This is a genomic window from Bradyrhizobium sp. USDA 4541 (assembly GCF_024171085.1).
In the GTDB taxonomy this organism is placed as follows: domain Bacteria; phylum Pseudomonadota; class Alphaproteobacteria; order Rhizobiales; family Xanthobacteraceae; genus Bradyrhizobium; species Bradyrhizobium australafricanum.
This window is the reverse complement of the sequence record NZ_JALJZF010000001.1, coordinates 2346877-2361084: the sequence shown is the minus strand read 5'-3', so window position 1 is coordinate 2361084 and position 14208 is coordinate 2346877. Positions and strand designations below refer to the sequence as shown.

The 14208-nt window shown below is 58.7% G+C and carries 12 protein-coding genes and 2 pseudogenes; 10 read left to right on the top strand and 4 right to left on the bottom strand.

Features of this window, described 5'->3' with window-relative positions; translation table 11 throughout:
• The first annotated feature begins 314 nt into the window (after window positions 1-314).
• Together istA and istB are read left to right on the top strand one after the other, a co-directional pair.
• A complete protein-coding gene (istA, locus tag J2R80_RS10995) occupies window positions 315-1622 on the top strand; it encodes an IS21 family transposase (RefSeq protein ID WP_253587187.1) in 1308 nt (435 codons plus the stop codon).
• The gene (gene istB / locus J2R80_RS10990) at window positions 1622-2482 is read left to right on the top strand and encodes an IS21-like element helper ATPase IstB (protein ID WP_141343233.1); all 861 of its coding nucleotides are present in this window, start codon (window positions 1622-1624) and stop codon (window positions 2480-2482) included. Before istA ends, istB begins: the two co-directional genes overlap by 1 nt.
• 359 nt (window positions 2483-2841) lie before the next feature.
• Here istB and J2R80_RS43665 read toward each other — a convergent pair whose 3' ends face one another.
• Both J2R80_RS43665 and J2R80_RS10985 read right to left on the bottom strand, forming a co-directional pair.
• Window positions 2842-3156: a helix-turn-helix domain-containing protein gene (locus tag J2R80_RS43665; RefSeq protein ID WP_375162646.1), complete on the bottom strand. Its 315-nt coding sequence runs from the start codon at window positions 3154-3156 to the stop codon at window positions 2842-2844.
• A gap of 340 nt (window positions 3157-3496) precedes the next feature.
• Window positions 3497-3859, bottom strand: coding sequence for an AraC family transcriptional regulator (locus tag J2R80_RS10985; RefSeq protein WP_057017764.1), 363 nt, complete (start codon window positions 3857-3859; stop codon window positions 3497-3499).
• Between the two features lie 501 nt (window positions 3860-4360).
• Between J2R80_RS10985 and J2R80_RS10980 the strand changes: the two genes are divergently transcribed.
• The 4 genes and pseudogenes from J2R80_RS10980 to J2R80_RS10965 form a co-directional block, all read left to right on the top strand.
• Complete coding sequence (locus J2R80_RS10980; RefSeq protein WP_253638564.1) at window positions 4361-5359, top strand: AraC family transcriptional regulator; 999 nt, start codon at window positions 4361-4363, stop codon at window positions 5357-5359.
• A gap of 180 nt (window positions 5360-5539) precedes the next feature.
• Window positions 5540-5941: a transposase gene (locus tag J2R80_RS10975; protein ID WP_139486052.1), complete on the top strand. Its 402-nt coding sequence runs from the start codon at window positions 5540-5542 to the stop codon at window positions 5939-5941.
• Window positions 5938-6285: an IS66 family insertion sequence element accessory protein TnpB gene (gene tnpB, locus J2R80_RS10970; RefSeq protein ID WP_092084175.1), complete on the top strand. Its 348-nt coding sequence runs from the start codon at window positions 5938-5940 to the stop codon at window positions 6283-6285. Before J2R80_RS10975 ends, tnpB begins: the two co-directional genes overlap by 4 nt.
• Window positions 6286-6332: 47 nt before the next feature.
• A pseudogene (locus J2R80_RS10965) lies at window positions 6333-6965 on the top strand (IS66 family transposase zinc-finger binding domain-containing protein); the annotation flags it as partial.
• A 136-nt stretch (window positions 6966-7101) separates the two neighbouring features.
• Here J2R80_RS10965 and ltrA read toward each other — a convergent pair.
• A complete protein-coding gene (gene ltrA, locus J2R80_RS10960) occupies window positions 7102-8298 on the bottom strand; it encodes a group II intron reverse transcriptase/maturase (protein WP_253638548.1) in 1197 nt (398 codons plus the stop codon).
• A gap of 617 nt (window positions 8299-8915) precedes the next feature.
• On the opposite strand from ltrA, the pseudogene J2R80_RS10955 reads away from it, so the two are divergent.
• Window positions 8916-9947, top strand: a pseudogene (locus J2R80_RS10955) (IS66 family transposase); the annotation flags it as partial.
• Between the two features lie 814 nt (window positions 9948-10761).
• Here the strand turns inward: J2R80_RS10955 and J2R80_RS10950 are convergent.
• Complete coding sequence (locus J2R80_RS10950) at window positions 10762-11475, bottom strand: HNH endonuclease (RefSeq protein WP_253638563.1); 714 nt, start codon at window positions 11473-11475, stop codon at window positions 10762-10764.
• Window positions 11476-11770: 295 nt separating this feature from the next.
• Between J2R80_RS10950 and J2R80_RS10945 the strand changes: the two genes are divergently transcribed.
• Genes J2R80_RS10945 through J2R80_RS10935 form a run of 3 tightly spaced genes read left to right on the top strand, consistent with a single transcriptional unit; the run spans window position 11771 to window position 14150 of the window.
• Entirely contained in the window at window positions 11771-12880 is a 1110-nt protein-coding gene (locus J2R80_RS10945; protein ID WP_253638562.1) for a hypothetical protein, read from the top strand.
• Between the two features lie 49 nt (window positions 12881-12929).
• Complete coding sequence (locus J2R80_RS10940; RefSeq protein WP_253638561.1) at window positions 12930-13874, top strand: DUF2971 domain-containing protein; 945 nt, start codon at window positions 12930-12932, stop codon at window positions 13872-13874.
• Window positions 13875-13877: 3 nt separating this feature from the next.
• Complete coding sequence (locus J2R80_RS10935; RefSeq protein ID WP_253638560.1) at window positions 13878-14150, top strand: hypothetical protein; 273 nt, start codon at window positions 13878-13880, stop codon at window positions 14148-14150.
• Window positions 14151-14208: the final 58 nt, after the last annotated feature.

Below are 14208 nucleotides of genomic sequence, written 5' to 3'. Positions count from 1 at the left end.
GACCTTCTTGGCGGCAGGGACCGTCCATGTGCCGTTGATGATCGACGGGCTCGTTTGCGGCCGATACATGCGCAGCATGAGGATGAAATCTCCCTCCGGCGCGGGCCGCGCCTACGCCAAAGAAGGAATCCTGCGCAAGGGCTGATTTTGTTGCAGCCGCACCTGCCAGCGCAGGCCCATTCCACCAAATGCAAGGGATCGACGAGTGATCTTTATCTATCTCTCCTTAGTGGCCGGTGTCGCGCGCCATGGAAAACTGCCCCCTCGGCGTCATGAGGAATTGCCCCCTCCTCGGATAGCTGAGGAGAGAGCGAATGAACGAGGAACGAATCACTAGAGGCTCGCCGTGGAGTGATCCACGGGGGCAGGTGATGAAGACGCCGGATGACGTGGCGGAGATGTTGCGCCTAAGGGCGTGCGGATGGGGGCTGAAGCGGATTGGGCGCCAGCTGGGCTGCAGCCATCACACGGTGAAGGACTACGTGGCGGCGGGCGGGGTGAAGCCGTTCAAGTCGCCTGAGCGGCCGAAGCTGCTCGACGGCCTTGAGGGTTGGCTGCACGAGAGGTTCATTCGCCATCGCGGCAATGCTGACGTGGTTCGCCAGGATCTGTTGGCCGAGAAAGGCGTGGAGGTAAGCCGGCGAACGCTGCAACGCGCCGTGCAGCCCTATCGCCAGGCGCTGAAGGCGGAGGCGCTGGCGACGACGAGGTTCGAGACGCCTCCTGGCCGACAGCTGCAGATCGACTTCGGGGAGCGTCTGGTCGAGATCGGCAGGGTGAAGGTCAAAGCATTCGTGTTCGTGGCAACGCTCGGGCATTCGCGACGGCTGCATGTGCGTGCGTTCCGGGCGGAGAAGCAAGAGCACTGGTTCGCCGGGCTCGAGAGCGCATTTACGACCTTCGGCGGCGTGCCGGAGGAAGTGCTGATGGACAATCCACGCGCGCTCGTCGTGCGTCACGACGCGGTGAGCCGGTCGGTTCAGTTCAACGACAAACTCATCGCGTTTGCGAAGCATTGGGGCTTCCGTCCACGCGCCTGCGCGCCATATCGGGCACGCACGAAGGGCAAGACGGAGAATGGCGTCGGCTACGTGAAGAAGAACGCGATCGCGGGGCATTCCTTCGTAAGTTGGGAGGCATTCGAGGCGCATCTCGCCAAGTGGGAGCGTGAGGTGGCGAACGTGCGTATCCACGGCACGACCGGCGAGGCGCCGATGGTTCGCTTCGTACGCGACGAGGCACACCGGTTGAAACCGCTCGGCGGGCAGCCCTCGTTCGGATCATTGCGCGAACTAACCCGGGTCGTCGGCAACGATTGCGCCATCGAGATCGACACGAACAGTTACTCAGTGCCGTGGCGCCTAATTGGCGAGCGCGTGGCGGTAACGGTCGCGGCCGGCGAGGTGCGGATCCGCCATGGATTGCACCAGGTGGCGGTCCACAAGCAATCGGAGGGGCGCCGGCTGCGGATCGCCGATCCCGCCCATCTCGATGGTGTTGCCGGGCGCAATGGCGCGGTCCGCCGGCCGGAGATTGCGGCGGCGGTGCCGGGGTCGTCTCCACCGCCTTCGTTGTTGCGTCCTCTTGCCGAATATGAAGCCGTGATCGGGGGAAGCTTCTGATGACGCGCGCAAAGAAGGCAACCGAAGTACCGACTGATCCCCTTGATGCCATGCTGGCGCGATTGCAGCTCTCCGGCATCCGCGATCAGCTCGATAGCCTGCTCGACGAGGCAGCGCGCGCGAACCTGTCGGCACGTGAGACGCTGATCCTGCTGTGCGAGCGCGAGATCGCACGCAAGGATCATCGCCGCATCGACATGGCGCTGAAGCTTGCACACTTCCCGGCCGTGAAGGAGCTTGCTGGCTTCGACTTCGAGGCGCAGCCGTCGATCGATCCGAAGCAGATCCGCGACCTGGCCGCGTCACGTTGGATCGCCAACGGAGAGAACGTGCTGCTGCTCGGCCCGCCGGGCGTCGGTAAGACGCACTTGTCGATCGCGCTCGGGCGAGAGGCAATCCTGGCCGGGTATACGGTGCAGTTCACCACGGCGACGACGCTGGTCGCTGGCCTTGCCAAGGCGCATGGCGATCGGCGCCTGGACGAGAAACTACTCGCGCTGTCGAAGCCAAAGCTACTGATCGTCGACGAGCTCGGCTATCTGCCGCTGGAACCCGACGCGGCCCATCTGTTCTTCCAACTGGTCAGCCGGCGCTACGAAACTGGTGCCATGCTGATCACGTCGAACCGCAGCGTTGCCGAATGGGGCACCGTGTTCGCCGATCCGGTGGTCGCCACCGCGATCCTCGACCGGCTCCTGCACCACAGCTACGTGTTGACTATCCGCGGCGACAGCTACCGGCTCCGCGCCAAACGGAAGAGCGGCCTCATCAAGCCGCCGCCCGTCGGTGACGGCCCTCCGGTCGGCTCCGCCTCCCTCCGTCCCGTCACCGACGGAAGCAACCTTCAACCAAGATCATAACCCGATGGTGGGGGCAGTTCTTCATGACGCAAAGGGGGCAGTTCCGGATGGCGTTTGACAGGCCGGACTGAAACGACTTCGCGAATCGTGCTGCTGATGCGTGAGGAGATCAGCGTCTTCTTGCCACGCCGGTGTCCAAAGTCAGCATAAGGCGCTCAGATCAGCCTGTGCATGCGCTGACTAGATGATCGGAAGGCTTAGCGTTAGCGACACCGCAACGACAGTCATTTGCCGCCTGGCACCTATTTGCCCCAACGGATGAAGTCGGTCGACCTATGACCGCACGGCGCGACGCGTGGATGAACATACCTCGGCCCATCGACCTTCTCCTGTCCACAGTCCATGTAGTTGGCGCCACTTCAGGAAGCCGCGCTATGCAAATTCCAACCTCGACGTTGCGCCGACGCCACGCTCGACCCGATACAGCAGGTCCGAACTCTTCCATAAAGCGTTTGAGACGGACTCTCGCCGAATGCCTTTCTATACTCGACAGAAAAGCGCCCCAGCTCACTGAAGCCCCAAGCTGTTGCAACATGGGTAACGGTGGTCAGCTCGCGGTCAGCCACCAGAAGGACTTTCCTAGCGTGCAGCAACCGCAACATGCGAAGACGCCGGCAGGGCGGGACGCCGTGGATCTCGTTGAATGCATTGCGCAGCGTACGCTCACTCACCATAAGGGTACGACATATGACCGAAACAGATAGCGGTTGATGAGGACGACTCAAGGCCAACCTCTCCGCTCGTCCGACGACATCGCAACAGGACTCTCTCCGTTGCTCGGGCATCATTTCCACAACGGGGCCAGCCGGTGGCGCTGAATCCCATGCGCCAGATACGCGACTGCGATCGGCTCAGACGGCTTCCAAAGCACACCGTGTTCCATGAACGTCAAAACAGTCAGATCCTTCCGGAGCGTGATAATCTCACTAAACTTTTCGCGCCAATTCAGGTCACGCGTCTTGCCATTTCGCGCCAATCATCTGGGATACTTCAGCGGTGGATTGCGCACCGGTCCTATGCGATGACGCGCCCGCTCAGCTTACGGGCACGTTGCTGCCGCCTGTATACAACGGGCTGAACTTTCATCGAACGCACGAAAGCGCGGCTGAAGCTGCTTGCGTTGGAATAGCCAAGGAATTTCGCGATATCCGACAGGTGCTTGCTGGAATCCACGAGTAACCGGCACGCCAAGTCGAGGCGAACGTCCGCGAGCATTTCACTGTGACTTGTGCCGATTCGACCGAGGTGACGCTGCAACGTCCGGACGCTAATCTTGAGTGCGCGAGCGGTTCGACCTATGGTTACGTCACCTTGTCGCAGCGACGCGACAATAGCCGCGCGGATCGCCTCCGACGACGGCAAACGAACAGCTCTCATCTGTTGGATGTAAGGCACGAAGCCCTTGCTCACTCTAGAGAGAAAATTCAATGGGCTTCGAGGCTGTAGGTGTTCTGGGCCTCCCTCTGGCCAACCGCCCGGGAAAAACCGGGGCTCGCCAGAAATTGCCTTACGATCACCCAGCGGCTCTCGCTCGACCATTGTCGCGCGCACGCAATACTGCGAAGGTACGATGATAGGATTCATAGAACGCGGAGCGACAGGCTGCGCTTCCTTCCACTCCGGCTCTAGTCTTGGTCTTATGTCAGCCTATGAAGCGAGTCGTTGGCCGTCTGGCCATAAGGCGCCAAAAAAGCCGGCAAGACCCGCATCGAAAGAGCCGCATCTCTGCTCGACGCGAGATCTAGCTGCTGTGCGAGAACGAGGCCTGCCGGGAGAGGGACAGCGAATTCTCCCATTCTTGTCGGCGACGCAAACGCCCGGGCCCGGCGAAATTGGCGCGGACGGACAGTATCAATTCTACGATCGAGGGGCAGCCGGGTGGCAAATATTCATTTGACGCGCTGCCAATTCCTGATTCCCTTCGCTGATATCCTTAGCGATATCGGCGCATCGACAGGTTCGTTTCTAGAAAGATCTCGTCTTCCGGCATCGCTGGAAGAAAAGGCCAACCACTACGTACCGATACTGCAGGCAATCGACTTCGCGGAAATCGCCCGGAGGTCGCAAGGCATTACAGATTTCGGATACCACGCCTCCCGACGTCTGCACTATTGTCACCTGAGCGAGAAAACCCGGACCCTGATCAGCCATGCCCCGACGCTGTTGGTCGCGCTGCAGCAGGCCTGCAAATGGGCGTCGATCGAGGACTCGAACTTGAGCAACTGGATCGAGCGATACGACGATCACGTGAGGTTTTGCAGCAGACTCACTGGAACAAAAGGGCTCCTGCATCTCGAGCATTCGCAATGGCTCCAGAATATTTTCCCCATATACATGGTCCAGCAATTCGCCGGGCCGGATTGGGCCCCGGCAACAATGGCCTTTGAAGCCCGCTATACGCCCAGCCCCGCGTGTCAATCATTCTGGCCAAACACGCGCTTCCTGTCCGGTCAGGACGCATCGTGGATCGATATTCCCATCTCCCTCCTCAGCCTCGTCAATCGCGCAAACGAAAAAATGCTTTCTCCGCAGGACGATGGGGCTGGCCCAGCCGGTCATGATATTATCGCAACTCTCAAATTGATGTTGCCGTCTTATCTGGGTGAAAGACTTCCTGCTCTCGCTGAAATCGCGGAGATGGCTGGCGCAAGCACCAGGAGCTTGCAACGCAAGCTCGCGCACGCCGGCCTGACATACTCGGATCTGATCGATACCATTCGGTTCGAAAATGCCAGAAAGCTTTTACGCGACACGGATTTCAAGATCATCGAAATCGCATTCGCCTCCGGCTACACTGATCCGGCGCACTTCACCCGTGCCTTCCGCCGAATTGCCGGTGCCGCTCCGCGGCAGTATCGGGAGGAATCGCGACAATGATTAGAGGCGCACTTCGCCAAAGCTCGGCCCGTACATGCTGACCAAGCGCGATTTCCTGCGATCTGCTGCACTTGCGACCACCACCGTGGCTGGGTACGCATCCGACGGGGGCCGTCTTGCGTGATGGGTGGCAATTCGCGAAGCGTGTGGCCTTAAGTCTAGCTTTAAGGTCATCAGGCGATGCGGGTCGAGGTTTTGGGCGGGTTGGAGCGGCGGCGGCGCTGGTCGCAGGACGACAAGGCACGGATTGTCGAGGAGACATTGGCACCGGGCGCGAAGGTGACTGAGGTTGCGCGTCGCAATGGAGTAGCGGCCAGCCTGGTGTTTACCTGGCGTCGACAAGCACGGACATCGGAACAAGTTGTGCCATCTTTTACGCCGGTGCAGATCGCCGCCGTAGCGGCCTCGGCTGAGGAAGCTCCGAAGCTTTTGCCTACGGTTGATGGCCGAGTTCGCTCCGTGACAGCCGCGCGTACTGGATTGATAGAGATCGATCTCGGCAACCGACGGTGCATCCGGGTGGATGCGCACGTCGATCCGGAGGCGTTAGCGCGGGTCCTCGATGTGCTTGGACGCCGATGATTGCGATACCGGGGAATGTGCGAGTGTGGCTCGCGACAGGCTACACGGATATGCGCAGAGGCTTTCCGTCGCTGGCACTCCAAGTGCAGGAGGTGCTGCACAAAGACCCGCTCAGCGGTCATCTGTTCGTCTTCCGCGGTCGCCGCAGCGATCTTGTGAAGGCGATCTGGCACGATGGCCAGGGAGCCTGCTTGTTCACAAAAAGACTCGAGAGAGGAAAGTTCATCTGGCCATCGGTTACCGGAGAATCGGTAACGATCTCGCCGGCGCAGTTGAGCTATCTGCTGTCTGGAATCGATTGGCGTAACCCTCAAGAAACCCATCGGCCGACGCGGGTCGGATAGCCGCTTTTACGGTTTGAATCTGCTGCTTGATCTGATTCAATGGCTTCATGATATCGAAGCCGGACGATCTTCCATCGGACCTCGTCAGTGCCCTGGCGGCGCTGCAGGCCGAGCGTGAGGCACGGCTGCGAGCTGAGGCGGTGGCTGCCAATTGGCAGGCGCAAGCCGCGAATGCGCAGGCGCAACTGTCGGATACCGAGGCGCTGATCGCGCATCTCGAGTTGCGCATCGAGAAGCTGAAACGCGAACTGTACGGGCAACGCTCCGAACGCACGGCACGGCTGCTCGAGCAGTTGGAGCTAGAGCTGGAAGAGCTCGTCACCACAGCGAGCGAGGATGAGCTTGCCGCGCAGGCCGCAGCGGCGAAGACGCAGAACGTCCGCCCCTTCATGCGCAAGCGGCCGGTGCGCAAGCCGTGGCCGGACGACATCGAACGCGAGCGCGTCGTCATTGAGGCTCCAACGACCTGCGCCTGCTGTGGTGGATCGCGGTTGGCGAAGATCGGTGAGGATGTGACCGGGACGCTGGAGGAGATCCCGCGGCGCTTCAAGCTGATCGAGACGGTACGGGAGAAATTTACCTGCCGCGATTGCGAGAAGATCAGCCAGCCGCCGGCGCCGTTCCATGCCACGCCGCGTGGCTTCATCGGCCCACAATTGCTGGCGACGATGCTGTTCGACAGTAGGGTCGAGGACTGGCGCGCCGCTCGACCAAATTTTCGATCGCACACGTTTCCAGCCCCCGCCACATCGCACGCAGCATGCGGATTTCCCGCACTACGCGCTCCCATTTGCTTCGCACCAAGGCTTATTTGACCTATCGTGCTGGAGCGGCTTTCGCCTTGCCAGTACTCGCCCGGTAGCCATTAAACAGCTTCAAGGTATCGTACAGCCACGACCTACTCCACTGCTTCCAGCCGAAGCCTTTTCGTTTCCGAGCCTTCGCCAGATGGCGTCTGACCTTCTTCTCTACCCAGTTTCTGATGTAGGCGAAACATTTACCGGAATCGCCCATCGCGAAGTAGTTTACCCACCCTCGGAGCTTCGGATTGATCAGGCTTATCACCCGGCCAATCGGTTGCGACCGGTGGCGGCGAAACACTTCCTTGAGCCCCCGCAGAAGCGCCGTCCGCTTTTTGAGCTTGGGCGTGTAATACGGCCGCATCACTCCGCGCAGACTGCGGAGGTAGCGGAAGTCGAATCCCAGAAAGCCGAAGCTCTCGCCTCGTTCCAGATCGACTATGCGGCTCTTCTCATCATTCACTTCAACCTGCAGTTTGGTGAACTCTTCCCGTAATCGCTTGTCTATGGCACCGAGCAGCCAGTCATGTCGCTTGTGGGCGTCGATCAAGACCACCAAATCGTCAGCGAATCGTGCATATTCGACGTTGGTGTACTTGCCGCGACGAGTTACCTCACGCGCTCGCTCCAGCATCTTATCCACCTCGTTGAGGTAGAGATTACTGAGCAAGGGTGAAATTACCCCGCCCTGTGGAACCCCCTTCTTGCCAGATGCTTTCAGCATCAGCCGCAGCAGATGCAGAATTTCCTTGTCGTCGATTCGCAGAGCCACCTTCTCTAGCATCCGATCGTGCCGGATGTTGTCGAAATAGGCGCGCAAATCAACGTCGAGAATCCGCGTCTTCCGCTCGGCTACCGCCTGGGCAACTCGCTTGATCGCTTCATGTGCCGTACGCTTGGGCCGATATCCAAACGATCCCGGTTGGAAATCCGCCTCGAATACAGGTTCGAGTACGAGCTTGAGCGCGCCTTGCACCACTCTGTCGCGAATAGCCGGAATCGACAGAACGCGGACCTTGGAGCCCCCGTCCTTCGGTATTTCCCGCTTCCTTGATGGGAGTGGCTGATAGCTGCGCCCGATCAGTTCGTCCCGTAATTGTTCGAGTAGCGACTCCACGCCTCGCGCTTCGATGGCTTCGAACGTCACTCCGTCTATTCCCGGAGCGCCGTCGTTTTCTTTCGCCATCTCATACGCTGCGCGCAGCGTCTCCATCTTACACACGTGGACGTATAGACCCCAGAAACGCCAAGACGGTTCAGCCTTCGCCTTGACGTATAGCCTCCGCCTCAGGTCCTGCAAATCGATGGACGCCTTTGTCATCTCGTCCTTGCCTTCCTTACGTTGGAGACATCACAAATGGCAGGGTCCCTTCGCTCCACGGGTGTTACCCCGCTTCAGCGCTACTGCGGACCCGGCCGCCACCTTCTCATCTTCGGCCGATTTCCCGGGGGCGCCGGTTATACGGCCTACCTTCTTCCGGCGATTTCTCTCCGGGATGAGGAAGGCTTCTCCAGTTGCTTTGCATGTCCTTGTCACCGTGCTGTCGCTTTCACCCCGCCGAAATGATCCGTCGCATCAGTTAGCATTCGTCGGATCATGCTGCCTTCGCCCCTAAACTGCGGGCTCGGCTTTCGGTTCTGAGCATTTTCGAGGCCACAGCGCGTTCTCTTTTGATACGGCCCGGTGACTCGTGAGCTCCCCAAGGGAGTCTTTGTCGATAGGCTTCAGAAATTCGGTTTCTCTCCTTTCTGCTATCCACACTACGGGGAGCTAACTTTTTCCCCGGCAGGACTAACTCCTGCTGAACATGCCAGCCTTCGCTGGACGCACAGTTCGGCATGCACATCCCGCTCAACCGCCAGAGTGCGCGCTTCAAGGCCGAGGGGATCGACCTGCCGTTGTCGACGCTGGCGGACCAGGTCGGCCACGGGACCTTCGCCGTCATGCCGCTCTTCCACTTGATCGAACGCCATGTGCTCGCGGCCGAGCGTCTTCATGGCGATGACACCACCATCCGTATCCTGGCGAAGGGCAAGTGCACGACCGGGCGGATCTGGACTTATGTGCGGGATGACCGGCCCTTCGCCGGGCCTGCGCCGCCGGCGGCGGTCTATTACGCCTCGAGCGATCGACGAGGCGAGCATCCCCAGAAGCATCTGGCGGCCTTCGCCGGTATCCTGCAAGCCGATTGCTACAACGGCTTCGAGCCGCTGTTCGACCCGCAGAAGAAGGCGCTGCCGATTACGCCGGCGTTTTGCTTTGCCCATGCGCGGCGGGGCTTCTTCGAGCTGGCTGACATCGAGAAAAATGCTCGGGAAGGCAAGAAGGGCAAGCCGGTCTCTCCGATCGCGCTGGAGGCGGTCAAGCGCCTCGATGCGTTGTTCGAGATCGAGCGCGCCATCAACGGCCGTGGCGCCGACGAGCGGCGCGCCGTGCGCCAGGAAAACAGCAAGCCGCTTCTCGAGGACATGCACGCTTGGCTGCTGCGTGAGCGCGAAACCCTCTCGCGCTCCTCCGAGGTCCTGAAGCCGATCAACTACATGCTCAGGCGCTGGGACGACTTCGCCCGCTTCCTCGACGATGGCAGGATCTGCTTGACCAACAATTGTGCCGAGCGCGCATTGAGAGGCATCGCATTGGGAAGGCGCAACTGGACCTTCGCCGGCAGCCAGCGTGGCGCCGACCGCGCCGCCATCATGCTGACGATGATCACGACCTGTCACCTCAACGACGTCGATCCCAAGGCCTGGCTTGCCGACGTCCTCGCCCGTATCGCCGATCTTCCCGCTTCGCGTCTGCACGAACTGCTGCCCTGGGAATGGAAACTCCTGCGCCAAGCCGCCGGTCAGCAGGCCGCCTGACCTTCACGCAACGCCATCATAGAGCCCGCCGCGCCCGCGCGCATGCGTCAATCAGGCGGTCTTCGTCGTATGCGTACGTGGCTGGCACCAAATCAAACCAAGCTTGGGCCCAATCATCAGTGCGCCCGGGCTTGCCGCGACCGGGGTCGAGAGTCTGATCCATGCGCGCCGGGCCACGCTGAATACGTCATAATTGGACGTTGCCCATTTCTACCGATTCCTTGGCGATCACACGTTCGCAGCCCCATTCCAAGCAAATCGAGCCCTCGACAACGGCAATCGATGACTTAAGCGATGTTGTCCCCGCTTAACCAACCACTCATTTCGCGAAACACACTACTTAGGAAATGGCTTGCTTCGCAGCCGGCGCCTCTCCTCGGATGCTCCCGCTAGCCCTACGAAATCGCAGAAGATCGTAGTTTGGCGTAGAAAATCGTACGATTGGTAGCGGGGGAGCGAATCGAACCCCCGAAAATGTTTTTTGTCGTCACTATAGTCCGCAGAATTTTTCGCCGTAGGCTGGCCCCGAGCGCTACTCCTACGTGCACAAATTGATCCTCTGCTAGGCGCTTATCGACGCTATCGCGCAAAATCGTAGTCTGGCGCACAAAAGCGTAGTTTTGGTGCCCAGGGGCGGGATCGAACCACCGACACTGCGATTTTCAGGCTAGTGTTACTTTAAATATTACAAATACTTACGTAAGAAAGCGCGATCTAACCGCGCATCGAATATCAATGGCATGGGATGATTTTGTCTAACCCAAGTCAGCTGGGATCGATCACGAGAACTGCGGTGGCAGAATTTAGGCCATAGCTAGTCATCATCCCGGAAAACCGACAAGACCACGACCGTGGCACCTTCAATCGCAAACTCGACATCGAGATCGTCTGGACCTTCGATGAGGTATTGACCAATTTGACTTGGGATCTTGCGCGCCGTTGCGCTCCCCCCAATGAATCCTTCCAAAACTACTTGAGCCACATCGTTAGCTGCGAAGCGGCGGGCTTCCATCCGCTGCCGGGCCTGTTGCGTAAACCCTAAAGGCTTCGCGTGAGCCCAAATTCGCCCAGGCTCCAGCCTGGCTACACTCGGGTCGTGATCCCGCTCAGCATTGGCAACGACCTTCTGAATCTGGTTCAGCAATTCTTCCGAGCTGAACGCTCCCTTATCAAGAGATCGGGCGACTGCTCTTAGAATAAATTCGAGGCTCCGATCTTCCCGCTTCTTCTGTCGGTTTGCTTCAAGGATCGGGAGCTTACGAGCGATACGTGTGAGCGCTACCGCCGTTGCCCCCTCGATCAGAATCGAACCGCTTTTTCGGCCGTTACAACTCTCACATGAGGGTGCAAGGTTTTCATTTCCCAGAATATTGAACGTCTCCGGCAATCCGATCTTGGTAAGCACAGCTTTGCGGCCTTCCTCCTCACCATGGTGAAGACGTTCGGGGACGATATGATCAACCCGCATATCGACAAAGGGCAGTTCGCGGCTGCAGTGGAAGCACTTCTTGTCGAAGGTCTCCCACAACGCCTCGCGGAAGCTGTTGCTAAATCTCTGTTATGCCATTCAACGGTACGCCCCGAAAAACTCTACAGGCGGCGACCGAGGGCGGGAATTGGGCTAATCGCCAACGCCATATGATTCGCGCTCAATTAGGCTGTGAATAATTGGGACAACCCTGAATGGCAACACACAAGATAGCACCAAGCCGCACTTGCATTTATACTAAATATAGGCGCCCGAGTCGGGGCGCTGGTGGAGCCCGAGGGACCGAGAATAAGAACAAAATGAGTCTTCTGGGTTCGTTCTCATAGGGGCGTTTATGACCAAAGGCGGCCGTAAGTCGCGTGGCGTAAAGAGTTCTGAGACCAAGTTGCTTCCATGGCGACCATTCCGTGATAGGCCAACCGGTATCTGGATTGACGAGACGGTAGCGCGAATTAAAGAGACCGCTCAGCCGGAGCTCATCGAGTCCTTGTACCGAAATCAGCTCCCGAAGGATGCCAAGTTTCGTGTCCTCAGGCATCTCATCACTGTGGACGGCAAAAAGAGGCCGGAGGCCGATAACTGCCCCTGTCCGATGTGCACGCCCAACCGGTTCCTGACAGGCTCACTGGTCTGGTTTCCCGAGCTTCAATGCTGTGCCTTCATCGGAAACTGCTGCGCCAATGACGACGTTCTTGCTGAGGCGGAGAGAGAACGCAAATGGCGCGAGAAGCGCGATCATGAGGAAGGCTACCTGCTTGAAGCGCTGCCCCTCGTCGCCCCGAAGTTGACGATACTGGAGAGCTTGAAGCCAGTCGCCCTCGAAGCCGTCCGCGCCTACCGGAAAATCCGCAACACCCTGCCCCAAGTTCACGAGCAGCTCCGAAGAATGAAGCAACAGCATGGCGGGCAGCTTACCCTCACAGAAATCATTCGAGACGAGTCAGAGGAGAACGATGACTACTTCGGCCCCGCGGGATTCAAGGGGCGTGGAAAGGACAGCGTCGAAACTCGGGATCACACCTTTGGGACATTCGCGGGTCACATTGCTGTTGTCAGGGACTACAACCCTCAAAAGGAATTGGAGACCATTCAGCGAAGCCTGATGTCGGTAGCGGCAAACGCCTACGACCAAAGCGCCTTGGATTTCATCTGCGGGATGGATGAGAAGCAGCGCCAGGCCGCTGTAGTCATTCTCAAAGACGTTGAAGACAGCATTCTCAAATTCAAGGTGCGACTGCAGGATCTCGCCTCCTTCTATTCGCGCGAGAACGCGGACAAGTTCAACACGTTCTTCACCCACGACCTCAATAGCGTTTACTACCGGGTCGAATACACTACGATACGAGGCCAACCGACACTTAGGTTCAAGAAGAGCACCAGCCACTATGACCTCATACGTGGCTCATGGGCCGAGAAGTTGGAATTTGATTGGCCGACCTCATGAGCCGAGGCATCCCCCCTTTGAGGTGATCAAACGGCTAGGAAAAAGTACTATGGATGGCCCAATCCAGATCGTTCACCTACACAAAATCAAAAGCGCGGATCGGTATCTTTACCATTACACGAGAGCCGAGACGGCCATCGACTATATCCTCGCGAGCGGCACGCTGAGAATGTCGCCGTTCACAGCAGTGAACGACCCTTGGGAAGCAAAGCATTGGTTCGCTGAAGCTGTTCTCAACCCAGGTGACGATCAAGCAGCGCACGAGTTCATGATACAAACTGCAAGCCCGGCTTTGAAGGGCGAGAGTAAGCTATTGTGTTTCACACGCGACGAGCCACAGGCAGAAATCGATCCAGCTGCGCCAAATCATTTTGATTTTGGAACGATCTGGTACCGAGGTTTCTGTCGGCCGCGAATGTGGGCTCAGTATGCGAGCACCAGGGGCGTGAACGACGGAATTTGCCTCGTGTTTGACGCCACACTCCTGGAGACCGCGCTCGCTGAACATTTATCGGAATCGGCGCCAGCCGCGATCTTTAGAAAAGGCGACATCAGCTACCGAGACCGCGTTAGGTACCCCTCACCCGAGTTCACCTTTGATTATCATCGCATCAAATCGCTTGGACTAAAGACCGCGATTTCGGAACATCTGGAAGTACACTGGCGATCTCTGTTCTTCACCAAGGCAACCGATTGGCGCGACGAGCGTGAATTCAGATTCTTCGTTGCAAACGTCTCGACTGACTACATCACCTTCCCTTTCAAGAACGCGCTTAAGGCTTTAGTAGTCGGCCCCGATTTTGCGGAGCCCCAAGTCGCTCACCTTATCGAACTTTGCGAACGATCATTTGGTTTTCGCCCATCACAATTGTTCTGGCAGAACGGATACCCGCAGCCCTACCCACAAATTCCGCCTCCCGGGTTCAAGAGCCATGTGGACGTGTCGCGGCCCCGAATAAATCCCTCGTCAAATGACGCAATGAAAGGCGGCTAAACGATGCCGGATTGGGACTGGTACGTACGCAAGGACGAGATCACCGCAACCATGAGCGGCGCAGCCGACCTTCTGGGAGTCGAGATAGCCTTCGTCAACAAGGACTGGGTACTTATGCGCAGCGGCGATCCACTTCGCCGCGAGATCATGCGGGCCATCTGGAGACAGGAGCGAAACGCCAAGATCCAGGTTGTAACGACTGCAAAGCCTGCGGCCATCACAGCTAAGATCAAGACCCCAGCCTATTCTCGGCCCCGTGTCCTACGTTGGCGATGACGAACAGCACTAGGCGGGCGAGAACGCCTATCGCTCCTTGAGTTGGGCTCTTAGGTCG

What these genes read in the sequence shown, in the direction of transcription:
- istA (WP_253587187.1), top strand. Translation starts at nt 315, where the DNA reads ATGAACGAGGAACGAATCACTAGAGGCTCGCCGTGGAGTGATCCACGG.
- istB (WP_141343233.1), top strand. Translation starts at nt 1,622, where the DNA reads ATGACGCGCGCAAAGAAGGCAACCGAAGTACCGACTGATCCCCTTGAT.
- J2R80_RS43665 (WP_375162646.1), bottom strand. Translation starts at nt 3,156, where the DNA reads ATGGTGAGTGAGCGTACGCTGCGCAATGCATTCAACGAGATCCACGGC.
- J2R80_RS10985 (WP_057017764.1), bottom strand. Translation starts at nt 3,859, where the DNA reads ATGAGAGCTGTTCGTTTGCCGTCGTCGGAGGCGATCCGCGCGGCTATT.
- J2R80_RS10975 (WP_139486052.1), top strand. Translation starts at nt 5,540, where the DNA reads ATGCGGGTCGAGGTTTTGGGCGGGTTGGAGCGGCGGCGGCGCTGGTCG.
- tnpB (WP_092084175.1), top strand. Translation starts at nt 5,938, where the DNA reads ATGATTGCGATACCGGGGAATGTGCGAGTGTGGCTCGCGACAGGCTAC.
- ltrA (WP_253638548.1), bottom strand. Translation starts at nt 8,298, where the DNA reads ATGGAGACGCTGCGCGCAGCGTATGAGATGGCGAAAGAAAACGACGGC.
- J2R80_RS10945 (WP_253638562.1), top strand. Translation starts at nt 11,771, where the DNA reads ATGACCAAAGGCGGCCGTAAGTCGCGTGGCGTAAAGAGTTCTGAGACC.
- J2R80_RS10940 (WP_253638561.1), top strand. Translation starts at nt 12,930, where the DNA reads ATGGATGGCCCAATCCAGATCGTTCACCTACACAAAATCAAAAGCGCG.
- J2R80_RS10935 (WP_253638560.1), top strand. Translation starts at nt 13,878, where the DNA reads ATGCCGGATTGGGACTGGTACGTACGCAAGGACGAGATCACCGCAACC.